11 protein-coding genes are annotated in these 12408 nt (G+C 68.6%); 7 read left to right on the plus strand and 4 right to left on the minus strand.

Annotated features, from left to right (window positions below; translation table 11 throughout):
- Positions 1 to 79: 79 nt before the first annotated feature.
- The 4 genes from E8A74_RS31450 to E8A74_RS31465 form a co-directional block, all read right to left on the minus strand.
- Positions 80 to 1378 (minus strand): aspartate aminotransferase family protein, encoded by a 1299-nt coding sequence (locus E8A74_RS31450; RefSeq protein ID WP_170229520.1) that lies wholly within the window; start codon positions 1376 to 1378, stop codon positions 80 to 82.
- A gap of 13 nt (positions 1379 to 1391) precedes the next feature.
- Positions 1392 to 1979 (minus strand): Maf family protein, encoded by a 588-nt coding sequence (locus E8A74_RS31455; RefSeq protein WP_136932802.1) that lies wholly within the window; start codon positions 1977 to 1979, stop codon positions 1392 to 1394.
- A complete protein-coding gene (locus E8A74_RS31460) occupies positions 1967 to 3238 on the minus strand; it encodes an STAS domain-containing protein (RefSeq protein WP_136932803.1) in 1272 nt (423 codons plus the stop codon). The genes E8A74_RS31455 and E8A74_RS31460 overlap by 13 nt, the downstream gene beginning before the upstream one ends.
- Before the next feature lie 124 nt (positions 3239 to 3362).
- The gene (locus E8A74_RS31465) at positions 3363 to 4763 is read right to left on the minus strand and encodes an MATE family efflux transporter (protein ID WP_170229521.1); all 1401 of its coding nucleotides are present in this window, start codon (positions 4761 to 4763) and stop codon (positions 3363 to 3365) included.
- Between the two features lie 82 nt (positions 4764 to 4845).
- Here E8A74_RS31465 and E8A74_RS31470 point away from each other — a divergent pair, with 82 nt between their 5' ends.
- The 7 genes from E8A74_RS31470 (at position 4846) to E8A74_RS31500 (ending at position 12393) form a co-directional block, all read left to right on the plus strand.
- Entirely contained in the window at positions 4846 to 5727 is an 882-nt protein-coding gene (locus E8A74_RS31470; protein WP_136932805.1) for an ATP-grasp domain-containing protein, read from the plus strand.
- A gap of 89 nt (positions 5728 to 5816) precedes the next feature.
- Positions 5817 to 6677 carry an MbnP family copper-binding protein gene (locus E8A74_RS31475; protein ID WP_136932806.1) on the plus strand — a complete coding sequence of 287 codons (861 nt, stop codon included), beginning with the start codon at positions 5817 to 5819 and terminating at the stop codon, positions 6675 to 6677.
- A gap of 6 nt (positions 6678 to 6683) precedes the next feature.
- The gene (locus E8A74_RS31480; protein ID WP_136932807.1) at positions 6684 to 7202 is read left to right on the plus strand and encodes a hypothetical protein; all 519 of its coding nucleotides are present in this window, start codon (positions 6684 to 6686) and stop codon (positions 7200 to 7202) included.
- Entirely contained in the window at positions 7166 to 8320 is a 1155-nt protein-coding gene (locus tag E8A74_RS31485; RefSeq protein WP_136932808.1) for a methanobactin export MATE transporter MbnM, read from the plus strand. The genes E8A74_RS31480 and E8A74_RS31485 overlap by 37 nt, the downstream gene beginning before the upstream one ends.
- A 98-nt stretch (positions 8321 to 8418) precedes the next feature.
- On the plus strand, positions 8419 to 10071 hold the full coding sequence (locus tag E8A74_RS31490; protein ID WP_170229522.1) for a sensor histidine kinase: 1653 nt from the start codon (positions 8419 to 8421) through the stop codon (positions 10069 to 10071).
- A 59-nt stretch (positions 10072 to 10130) separates the two neighbouring features.
- Positions 10131 to 11426, plus strand: coding sequence for a putative sensor domain DACNV-containing protein (locus E8A74_RS31495; protein WP_136932810.1), 1296 nt, complete (start codon positions 10131 to 10133; stop codon positions 11424 to 11426).
- Between the two features lie 79 nt (positions 11427 to 11505).
- Positions 11506 to 12393 (plus strand): mechanosensitive ion channel family protein, encoded by an 888-nt coding sequence (locus tag E8A74_RS31500; RefSeq protein WP_136932811.1) that lies wholly within the window; start codon positions 11506 to 11508, stop codon positions 12391 to 12393.
- Positions 12394 to 12408 lie beyond the last annotated feature (15 nt).

Here is a 12408-nt window from a genome sequence, read left to right on the forward strand (position 1 = left end):
GCGGTGAATGCAAGGAAGGAGCCGACGCCGCCGCCCTTTCCGCGGCGGCAGCCTTTTCCAAAAACTTCGGCGCGCGCCCCTACACGAGTTCCGCGATCGAATCGATCTCCGCGCGCAGCGCCGCTACGAACGCGTCGATCTCGGCCTCCGAGATATCGAGCCGCGGCTGGAGCCGCAGCGTATTCCAGCGGTGACCGCACACGAAGCAGTAGTAACCCCGCTTGTACATGCGGTGGCAAACGAGCAGGCCGATCGGCGAATGCCCGTGGAGCTCCTCCATGCCGAAATGCTCGAACGAGAGCCACGGGTGGTCCGTCGCCGTGAGCTCCACGCCCGCGATGAGCCCCGCGCCGCGCACCTCCACGACGAGCGGCGAGCCCGCGAGCCCGCGCCCGAGCGCCTCCTGAAAATGGTCGCCGCGCGCCTTGGCCACGGCGAGGACCTCGGGCGAGAGCAGGTCGAGCATCGCGAGCGCCGCGACGCAGGACATCGCATTGCCGCCGAACGTCACGTTGTGCGCCTCCGCCGTGGCCATGTCCTTCCCATAAGCGCGCAAAAAGATCTCCTTGCGCGTGAGCATGGCCGAGCACGGCAAGAGGCCGCCGCCGAGCGCCTTCGCCAGCACGATCACGTCCGGGCGGCGCGGCCACGTCGAGGTCCCGAGGAATCGCCCGAGCCGGCCGAGGCCCGTCTGCACCTCGTCCGCCACGAGCAAGGTGCCGTGCGCCTCCGTGAGCTCGCACAGGGCCGCAATGTATCGCTCCGACAAAGGGAACACCCCTCCTTCGAGCTGGATCGGCTCCACGATGATCGCGGCCACGTCCTCGGATGCGAGCGCGCGCGCGAGGGCGTCCACGTCCTCGCGCGGGACGGGCGCGACGTCGGGGAGGTGGGGCGCGAACGGATCCCGGAACATCCCCGGGTTCATGAGCGCGCAGCTCCCCATCGTGGTGCCGTGGTAGGCGCCGAGCAGCGAGAGCACGCGCGGGCGCCCGGTGGCGGCGCGCGCGAGCTTCATCGCCGCCTCCACCGCGTCGCTGCCCGACATCCCGAAAAACGCGTTGTCGTAGCCCGTCCGCTCGAAGAGCGCGCGCCCGAGCCGCCCCGCGTATGGATTGACCCGCGACGGATACCAGGACGGCGCGTCGGTCGCGAGCCAATCGCGCACCGCGTCCGCCACGGCCGCGACCCGGTGCCCGAGGGATTGCGTGCCGTGCAAATCCTCGATGAGCTGCCCGCCCTCCTCGACGAGCTTTCCGTCCCGTGTTCCCGCCATGCGGTGCGGCTCGCCCGTCATGACCACCCGCGCGGCGACGAGCGGATTGACGAACCGACGAAAGTCCTCGATGCCTTTGCGCAGGATCTCTGCGTGATCCATCGGGGTCATTTCGTCACCTCGCGAGATCGAGCGGCTCGATCCCGGCTTCGCGCAGGAGGCGGCAGAGCGAGAGCAAGGACAGCCCCACGATGGCCGACTCGTCCCCGCCGCGCACGGATTCGAAGAGCCCAATGCCGCGTTTTTCGAAGAGATACCCGCCCGCGCTCCCCACCGGATCATCGAGCGTGACGTAACGATCGATCAAGGCCGCCGAGAGCGGACGCATCGTGAGCTCGACGGTGACCGTCTCGCCGAGCATCCGGCCCTCGGAGGCCGACCAGAGCACCACGGCCGTATGCAACATGTGCGTGCGGCCGGCGAGCGCGGCGAGCTGCGCGCGGCACTCGTCCTGGCTCTCGGCTTTTCGCAGGATGCGGCCGTCGAACTCGGGCACCTGATCGGCGCCGATGACCCACGCGCCCGGCGTGGGCTCGAGGCTCTTCGCTTTGCCCTCGGCGAACACGCGGGCCACATCCCGGGGCGCCATGCCCTCGGGCGGGATCTCATCGAAGTGGGGCGCGCGGGCTTCGTAGGGGAGGCCGAGGCGGTCGAGCAGCGCGCGGCGGAAGCGAGACGTGGATGCGAGGATCAACCGGTCCATCGCCGCGGAGCATACGCCTGTTCGGTCCCGCGAAGCGCGCGGGCGACGCCGTCCTGGAGCGTGCTGCACGTGACGAGGCCGAGGTTGCCGAAGTTCGCGTCGAGGGCGAGGAGCGTCTGCGCGACGGGTCCGCGGATGCCTGTCAGGAACACCCGCGCGCCGAGCAGCGCCGCCGCGCGGGCGGCCCGCAGGATGCCGTGCGCCACGTGCGAGTCGACGTCGCTCACGCCCGTGATGTCGACGATCGCCACGCGCGCGCCCCGCTTCGAGATGCCTTCGAGCAATGTTTCGAGCATCTGCTCGGCGCGCTGCTCGCTCAGGGCGCCCACGAGCGGCATCACGAGCACGCCCGGCGCGATGGGCAAGAGCGGCGTCGAGAGCGCGCGGATCGCCGCCGCCTGCGAGGCGATGAGCTCCTCCTGGAGCTGCATCTGGAGCTGCATGCGCGCCTCCTCCGCCGCGACGAGCGGGCCCTTGTCGCGGAGCAACATGAATCGCGCCGTGATTCGATCACCCGTGGCGCGTGCGTCGAACGCCGTCACATCCGCGCTGTACACGCCGCCGTCCGCGCGCCGCATGCGGATCTCGCCGCGCCCGCGCCCCGTCCGATCCACCGCATCGTGCAGCTTCGCGAACGCTTCTCTCTGGTCGTCCTCGACGAACGAGGCGAGCATTCGGCCTGGGATGTCCTCGCCGAACGTCTGCTTGAAGGCCGCGTTCGCGTAGAGCACGCCCTCGCTGCGCAGCGTGAGCGCCACCGGATCGGGCGAGGCGTCGACGAACTTCCGGAAGAGCCGATCGCCCGCGACCTCCTGCTCCGACGCGCCGTGGTAACACGCGTCGAGCTCCGCGTGGACCGCGCCGAACGCATCCATCAACCGAAGCGCGCCTTCGCGGGCGCCGGGGACGCCCCGGGCGAACGCTTCGAGCGTGAGCTCCAGGTAGTCCTTCCGGACCGCCTCGACGGTCTGGAGCACGAGCGCGCTGCCCTGGTCCAGGGTGATCTGACTCTCGCACCAGCCGCGCGCCCGGGCGCGTAGATCAGTGAAATCAGCCGCCACGAGCGCGTGCGCATACGCGAGCGCGTCCTCTCCGATCGAGTCCACGAGGGCGTCCCGGGGCAGCTCGTCGAGAAAGGGGATGAACGCCTTCGTCCGTTCGATGGCGCGATCGATGAGGACGTCCTTCTGCGCGAGCAACGCGTCGCGGAAGAGAGCGAGGGGGTGTTCTTCCGAAGGGCGTCGGGTCTCTGCGCTCATACCCGCGTGGGACAAGCGAAAATCGTGCACGGGCCGGCGCCGCGAGATTCAGGGCCGAGGAGCGCGTGCGCCTTTCGAATTTGCGACGCACCCCCCGCCGCGCCTTTCATTCGTGCACGGCCCTTCAGAGGGCCGGTATCTCCGTCCCTGCCAGATCGAGCTTGCGCCATGCGCCGCTCCGGAAACGCAAGAACAGCACGAAGGCCATGATCGCGATGTACCCCGTGAGCCAGAAGACGACCCACCCGATGCCGCCGCCGAGCACCCGTACGGAGATGAACGAGCCCGGCACGAAGACACACCACGCCACGATCCCGCGGACCCAGGCGGTGAAGGCCGTGTCTCCCGCGGCGCGCAGCGCCTCGGCCAGCGTCATCACGGTCGCGTCGAACATCTGCCACGTGATCGAGAGCGTGAGGAGCTGCGCCGCGATGTCGAGGAAGGCCTCGCGCTCGGCCCCGGGCGGCGCGAAGGGGAGCATGCAGTACCGCGCGAACACGAGGTAGACGAGGCCCACGAAGCCCATCCAGCCACACGCCACGAGGGCCGTGAGCTTCACCGTCTTCGGCACTTGATCCAGGTTCTTCGCGCCGATCGCTTGCCCCACGAGGATCGCCCCCGCGCTCGTCAGGCCGAACGCGGGCATGGCCGCGACCTGGTTCACCTCCATCGAGGCCATGAACCCGGCGAGCGTGGTCGTGCCGAGCCCGTTGATCACCACATTGATGAACAAGGAGAACGCGCCGAACTCGACGAACCAGTTGAGCCCCGAGGGAATGCCGAACCGCAACATGCGCACGAGCTCGGCGAACCGGAGCTGCGCCTTGCCTTGGCGGGCGCTCGGGTGCTCGCCGACGCCGGCGAGGAAACACCCGAGGAGCACGAGGAAGGCGGTCAACGTCGCGAGGGCGCTCCCCAGCGCCGAGCCGACCACACCGAGCGCGGGCGCGCCGAGGTGCCCCGAGATGAACACCCAGTTCAGCGCGACGTTCAGCACCATGCACAGGACCTGCGTGGCCATGGGCAGGCGCGGGTTGCCGAGCCCGCCGTAATAGTTGCCGAGCGCTTCGAGCCCGATCGCCGCGCCGCCCGTGCAGAGGCGGACGGTGAGCCATTGCTGCATGAGCGTCGCGACGGCGGGCGTATAGCCGATCGCCGCGACGGCGCGCGGTATGACGAGGGCGCCTGCGAAATAGAGGAGCTGCGCCATCGCAGCCACGGCGAGCCCATAATACCCGTAGCGGCGGGCCCCGGCGTGATCGCCGCGGCCGTAGAGCTGCGAGGCGAAGCTCGACACGATGAAGACCACCCCCATTGGCAGGAGGAAGAAGGCCATCAAGTTGAGCCCGCCCGTGGTCGTCGCGGCGAGGCTGTCCTGCCCGAGGTGCGAGACCATGGCGGCGTCGGACACGCTCACCACGACCTGCGCCGAGCGCGAGATGATGATCGGCCACGCGAGATCGAGCAGCCTCCGAAGCGAGGGGGTCTGCTCGACGGGCACGAGGTGCGCGGCGGCGTCGGTCATGGGGGGGGCCGAGGATGACACCGGAAGCGTCGCCGCGCCCGCGCCGCTCGCTTTGCGGGCGGCTTTGAGGCAAGAAGGCGACATGAACCGACCCCGCTTGGCGATCGCCACGTGCGCCCGTCTGCCGAAGCTCGACGTCGACGACGCGCGGCTTTGCGAGGCCCTCGACGCGCGAGGGATCTCCTACCGTTGTTACGTATGGGATGATCCGTCCGCGCCCTGGGACGAAGCCGATCTCGCGCTGCTTCGCAACCCGTGGGATTACTGGGACGGGCCCGGCCGCAGGGAGGCGTTCGTCGCGTGGGCCGAGCGGACCCACGCGCGCGTGCCGCTCTGGAACGGTCCCGACGTCATCCGCGAAAACACGCACAAGTCCTACCTGCGCTCGCTCGAAGCGGCCGGCGTGTCCGTGATCCCGACGCTCTGGCTCGCGCCGGGCGAAGGCGCCGTGGGCCTCGCGCAGCGCATCACGTCGCGTGGTTGGTCCGAGGTCGTGATCAAGCCGGCGGTCTCGGCGGGCTCGGTGGGCGCGTTGCGGATCGACGCGCGGACGAACCCGATCGAAGCGGAGGCGCACGCGGCGTCGCTCACGGCGACCGGCGAGGTGATGGTGCAGCCGTACCTGCGCTCGATCGAATCCGAGGGGGAGCTCAGCGTCGTGTTCTTCGACGGCGAGGCGAGCCACGCGGTCCGGAAGGTCCCGTGCGCCGGGGATTTCCGCTCGCAGCCGGAGTTTCAGAGCCGCGTCTCGGCGGCGCCGATCGAGGCCGAGGCGCTCGCCGTCGCCCGCGCCGCCTTCGCGGCCGTGGACAAACCGCTCCTCTATGCCCGGGTCGACCTCGTGCGCAGCGATGACGGCGCGCTCCAGCTCATCGAGCTCGAGCTGACCGAGCCGAGCCTGTATTTCCGCTGGAATGAGGGCGCTGCGGCGCGGCTCGTCGACGCGATCGTCGCGCGGATGTGAGGCGGTCGCTGGGGATTCCTTCCTGCGACAACATGTCGCGTTCCCATCCCACGGTAGCCGCCTACACTCCCGGCTCGAAGAGGTGATGCATGAATCGACTCCCGATCCGCCGTGCCACGCTCGGCGTGATCTCGCTCGTGGCGTTGACCGCTTGTGGCGGCGACGCGGACGAGAGCCCGCAGACGGTCGCGCTCCAATTCGCCGCCAAAGTGGGCGACGAGCCCTTCGCGTGCGCCACCACGTTCGAGGGCCTCGGCACCACGAAGTCCACGGCAAACCCGCTCGATTTCCGGATGTACGTGCATGACGTGCGCCTCGTCCGCGCCGACGGAGCGGAGGTGCCGCTCGCGCTGGAGCAGGACGAACGCTGGCAGCGCGACAACATCGCATTCCTGGATTTCGAAGATGGGACGGCGACCTGTACGACGGGGAGCCCCGAGACGCGCACCGAGATCGTCGGTGACGTCGCGCCCGGCGAATACGTCGGTGTCGCGTTCGACGTCGGTTTGCCGCCGGAGCTGAACCACCTCGACGCGGCCACGGCGCCGGCGCCGCTCAACATTCCGGGGATGTGGTGGTCGTGGAAAGGCGGCTACAAGTTCGTGCGGCTCGAGCTTCGCACGACGGCGAACCCCACGTATTTCTTCCACCTCGGCTCCACGTCTTGCGAGGGGACCGTCAAGGACGGCTTCTCCTGCGCGGCGTCGAACCACGCGAAGATTCGCCTCGATGGATTCGATCCGACCTCGAAGACCATCGTGTTCGACGTCGCGTCGTTTTACGCCGGCTCGGATCTGGATCTCCAGATCGATCCCATGACGGATAGCATCTCGGGCTGCATGTCGTTTTCGGGAGATCCCGAATGCCCGCCGGTCTTCGAGGCGCTGGGGTTGCCCTTCGAGGGACAGGCTTCGGGCAGCGGGAAGCAGACCGCTTTCCGGGTGGAGTGAGGCGACGTGAAAGCACGTATCGCATCGACCTTGTTTGCTGGTTTGCTCCTCGTGCCCCTCGCCGCGTGTGGCCCCGCGGACGAGGAGCCCGAAGAGGTCCCCGCTCCGGGGGATCCCGCGTTTGTCCGGGATCCGGCGCTCGACGTGGACAACATCAGCGCCCATGGGGAGGCGCGGAGCCACAACATGGGCCTGAACTGCATGAATTGCCACCAGGCGCACGGCCCGGGGAAAGGGCGCTTCACGGCCGCGGGGACCGCGATCGGACCGGCGGACGTGCCCCTCGCCGGCGGAACCGTGGAGCTGCGCACGGCGCCGAATGGCCAAGGGGACCTCGTGCTTGCGCTCGAGATCGACGACAACGGCAATTTCTTCTCCACCGAACCCTTGCCTTTCCCGGACGAATCCCTCTTCCCGTTCGTGCGGGCGCCTGGGGCCGGCGGCACGGCGTTCATGCCATTTCCCACCATCTCCGGAGCTTGCAACGTATGTCACGTGGGGGCGCAGCGCGTACGCGTGGAGTGAGATCGGGCCTCGTCGCCGCGCTCGTGGTGGCGTCCTGCGGAGGGGAGCCGGAGGCGCCGCCGCCGCCGAGCTACGATTTCGGTTTGCCGCCAGGCTTTGCCGACCCTTGGGTTCCTCCCGACAACCCCATGCGCGCGGAGAAGGTCGCGCTCGGGCGCCGGCTCTTCTTCGACGCGCGGCTCTCCGGCAATGGGACGATGTCGTGCTCGTCGTGCCACGATCGGGCGAAGGGATTCGCGGATGGGAAAGCCAAGCCCACGGGCTCCACGGGCGACCTCGTGCCGCGGAACGCGATGGGGTTGGCGAACGTCGCCTGGTTCCCGCAGCTCACCTGGGGCAATCCCACGCTGACGACGCTCGAACAGCAGGCCCTCGTGCCCTTGTTCGGCGAGGTCCCCGTGGAGCTCGGGGTCACGGGCGCCGAGGAGATCGTCCTCGGCCGGTTGAAGGCGGACGACGACTACATAAAAGCCTTCGCGGCTGCATTCCCGGGGGAAGCGGCGCCGATCGGCTTCGCGAACATCGCGAAGGCCCTTGCTTCCTACGAGCGAACGCTCTTTTCGGGCCGTTCGCCGTACGACCAGTACACGTATGGCGGCAAGGCGGACGCGATGTCCGAAGCCGCTCTCCGGGGAATGGATCTGTTCTTCTCCGAGCGCATGGAGTGTTACCATTGCCATAGCGGCGTGAACTTCACGACCGCCTACAGGAGCGCCGACACGAAGCACCAGGAGATGGACTTCCACAACACGGGGCTCTACAACCTCGGCGCGGACGGCGCGTATCCGCCCGGCGGGGAAGGGTTGTTCGAGTTCACCGGGGATCCCCGCGACAAGGGAAAGTTCAGGGTCCCCTCCCTGCGGAATGTGGAGCTGACGGCGCCCTACATGCACGATGGAAGCGTCGCGACCCTCGAGGACGTGGTGGATCACTATGCCGCGGGTGGACGAACCCTCCCCGACGGGCCCTTCGCGGGCATCGGCAGCCAGAACCCGAACAAGAATCCGCTCGTGAAGGGGTTCGTGATCACGGCGGACGAGAAGGCGGATCTCGTCGCTTTCATGAAGAGCTTTACCGATACCGAATTCGTCAGCGAACCGGATCCTCCGGCACCCTGACGTGTCTCGCTCGGACGTGGGAGCGCCCGCGCAAGCGGGCTCGGCAGCGTCCATCCTCGCGCGACATGTGCTATTTGTGTCGCGCGGGAGGGGCGTTCGTGCCGACGATCAAGCACATCATCGAGACGCAAGGAGGCCGCATCCTCGAACGGTGGGCCGAGGAGGCGCAGAAAACGGCGTCAGCGCGTGGGCTTTCGCGGCCCGAGTTGATGAACATCATGCCGCTCTACCTCGCGTCCCTGGTCGGTCCCGACGGGCCTGTGCCGAGCGGCCGTCAGCTCGAGCTCGTGGAGAGCCACCTTGCTGCCCGCCTCCGTTCCGGCTTTGATCTCGTCGAGCTCCAGAGCGAGTTCGCGCTTCTCGGCCGCTGCGTCTTCCAGGCGTGGGCGGCTGTGCCGCCCGAGGAGCGGTGCGACCCGCTGGAGGTCGACAGGATCCTCGAAGTCGTGCACGCGTCGACCATGCTGCTATCCGATATGTTCGTCCGACACCTCCTCGACGACGCGCAATCGGAGAAGCGGTTTTCCCGGCTGATACGACAGGCGTTCACGGGCGAGCCGTCCGACGTGCTCCGCAAGTCCCCGACCCTGGCCGGGCGGCTCGGCGCCGCCATGCCGATCGTCATGGAGGCGCTCGGCGCCGCGACGGCGGCCATCCTGCTTCGCGAGCCCATGACCGAAAAGCTCGTGATGACTGCGTCCGCGGGGATCGCCGACGAGCGCCTCACGCAGTACGCCCGCTCGCTCGCGCTCTCCTCGTTTGCCGGGAAGATCGCGTCGTGCGACGAGACGACGACCCTCCTCGACGCCGAGACGACCGAGCTCGACGTCACCGACAACCTCCGCCACAGCGGCATCCATGCGCTCCTCGGGGTCCGTATCCCCCTCCAGCGCGAGCTCCTCGGCGTGATGTACGTCGGCCTGCGCGAGCATCGGCCTTTCTCGGCGCGGGAGAAGCGGCGCATCGAGGCGATCGCCGAGCAGCTCGCGCTCCTCATCGAGAACGTGGAGCTCTACAACATGCTGGAGGAGCGAATCGCGGCGCTGCACCAAGAGCAGCGGATGCGGGACGTCCTCTCGTCGATCCTCGTGCACGACCTCCGCGGCCCCCTCGCTGCGGCGCGCGTGGCCGCGCAGATGGCGGACCGCTCGACCGAAGACCCCAAGCTCAAACGCTGGACATCGACCGTCCTCCGGAGCCTGGACCGCACCGAGCGCATGGTGAGCGACCTGCTCGACGCGCAGCGCGTCCAGGCTGGCGAGCGCCTCCCGATTGCACGCGAGCGCTGCGATGTCCTCGATATCGTGCGAGACCTCGTGGCCGAGCTCTCCCAGCAGCACGGCGATCGTTTCGTCGTCGTCGCGCCCGAAGGGCCCACGACGGGAAATTTTGGTTGCGAGGAGCTCCGACGAGCCTTCTGGAACCTCGCGTCGAATGCGCTCAAATACGGATCGGCGGACCCGGTGCGTTTCACGGTGCGGTCGCTGCCGGACCAAGTCGAGGTGGAGGTGCACAACGAGGGCCCGCCTATCCCCGCGGACGAGCAGGCCACGCTGTTCGAGCCCTTTACCCGCGCGCGCCACGAGCACGCGTCGCCGGGCGGCTGGGGGCTCGGGCTCGCCGTCGTCCGCGGCGTCGCGGAGGCCCACGGCGGGAGCGTCGACGTCGTGAGCGCCCGTGGACGCGGGACGTCGTTCACGATGCGGCTCCCGTTCGACGGCGAGGGACCTCGGCGACCGGCCGCCCGCTGAGGTGGCCGTCGCGGCGCGTGCCCCCTTGGGAGGACGTCCCGCGGGCCTTACGATCGATTGTGCTGCATTCCTATCCACCCCAGCTCGCCAGGCTCGTGCGTGAGCGATGGGACGAGGTGGCAGCGGTCGGGAGTTCACGGCTCCCGGGGCAGGAGGCGCTCGAGGAGCTTCTCTCGATCTGTTATCAGGCGAGCCTGCTCCGCGAGGAGGAGCGGCCGGTCACGTTCCGCTTGATCCTCGGGGACGCCGAGGGGTATCCGGCCGAAGCCGGCCCACCCTGGGGGCTGCACCGCCTGGTGTTCACGCGCACCCGCTCGCTCGACGCGCACGAGCTGCGGCGGCTGTCGCCGGCCATCAAATACCACCGCGCGCTCATCGGCGTGCGCGAGGATGGCCGTGGCGGATTCGAGATATGGGGCATCCTGCATTCGGGTCCCCGCTGGCTCCACGCGGCGCAAGGCGGGCGGGGTTCGTGGTCGAGCCTGCCGCCGTGGGCGCTCGTCATTCGCGCGTCGGGACCGGGGCAACTCGCGGTGGCGAGGGGGTCGATCACGCTGGGCGAGCTGCAGGGCGGCAGGCTCATGGGGCCGGCGATGGACCTCTTCGAGGCGCGCTGGCTTTCCGAGGGATTCGAGGAGGTGCACGCCGAGCTCGTGGCGCTGCACGAGGAGGCCCGGCCCTTCGCGCGCGCCCCCGGTGCGGAGCTCGAGCCCGAAGTGACGCGGCGAATCACCTGGCAAATGCTGAAGCGCCTCATCACCACGATTCGCCGGGCGCACCACGGCGGCACGCTGGTCATCCTGCCGCCGGGCGAGGTGGGCGAGGCGGCGGACCTGCTTCGCATCAAATACGAGTTTAGCGAGGGAGAGCCGCGGCGTCGTTATCGCACGTTGTTCCTCGCGACCATGGACGTGCTCGCGGGGCGCAGCAAGGCGTGGGCCTCGCACTCGGCGTCGGTCGGCTGGGACTTCTACGAGTCCAGCACCGACCCGCACCTCGTGAGTCTCGACGAAGCCGTCTCCGAGCTCTCGACCCTGATCGCGGGCCTCGCGGACGTGGATGGAGCCGTCGTATTGACGAGGCGCCTCGAGCTGCTCGGGTTCGGCTGCGAGATCGGCGGGGATTTGTCCGAGGTGCCGTCGGTGAGGCGGGCGCTGGACGTCGAAGGGACGCGTTTTTCGATCGAGCCGACGGAGACCGTCGGGACGAGGCACCGCTCCGCCTATCGCCTTTGCCAGCACATTCACGGCGCGCTCGTGATCGTCGTCTCCCAGGACGGCTGGGTCCGCTTCGTCACATGGAAGGAGGGCGGCGTGATGTACTGGGACCACGCGGTGACGTCGGGGGACGTGTAGCCACCCGCGCGCGAGAGAGCACACCACCACCTCCGGAGCGCGTTGACGTTCCCGCGGCCGCGGTGCGACCATCGCGCCCATGCAGGAAACGATGAACCACGTCAGCGCGACCCTCACGAGCTTGAAGACCACGCTCGTCGAATTCGCCGTGCGGTACGGGTTTCAGATCCTCGGCGCGTCCGTCATCGTCCTCGTCGGGTTCAAGACTGCGGGATACCTCACCCGCATGCTCGACACGTGGCTCGAAAAGAAGACCACGATCGACGTCGCGCTCCGGAGCCTCATCGTCCGCCTGCTCCGCTTCGTCGTCGTGGGCGCCACGATCGTCATCGCCGCGGAGAAGATCGGCGTCCCCGTCGCCTCGCTCATCGCTGGCCTCGGCGTCGCCGGCGTTGGCATTGGCCTCGCGATGCAGGGCGTGCTCTCGAACCTCATCGCGGGCATGACCATCTTTTTCCTCAAACCCTTCAGGGTCGGCGAATACATCGACGTCCTCAAGGAGCACGGCGAGGTCGTCGACATCACGTTGTTTTCGACCACCCTCCGCCACACCGATCAATCGCTGATCGTCATCCCGAACCGCCAGATCGCCGGAGAAATCCTGCACAATTACGGGACGAAGCGGCAGCTCGACATCGAGATCGGCATTGCATATGCCTCCGATATCGGCAAAGCGATCGACGTCGCGACGGAGACCGTCCTCGCCGACCCGCGCGTCCTGAAAGAGCCCGCGCCGCTCATCGGCGTTCGCAAGGTCGGTGATTCCGCGCTCACCGTCTCCGTGCGCCCCTGGGTGCCCGTCCCCGAGTACGAGCAGACGCTCCTCGGCCTTTATCGCGCGATCTTCGAGGCATATCGCGAGTGCGGCGTCGACGTGCCCCACCCCCAGCGCGAGATCCGCGTGATCCACGCGGAGACCGGCGCGGCGCGGGCCGCCCTCGGCGCGCCGGTCGTCAAGGTCAATTAGGAGAGCCGCTCACGC

The sequence above is a fragment of the Polyangium fumosum genome (assembly GCF_005144585.1).
Classification (GTDB): Bacteria; Myxococcota_A; Polyangia; order Polyangiales; family Polyangiaceae; genus Polyangium; species Polyangium fumosum.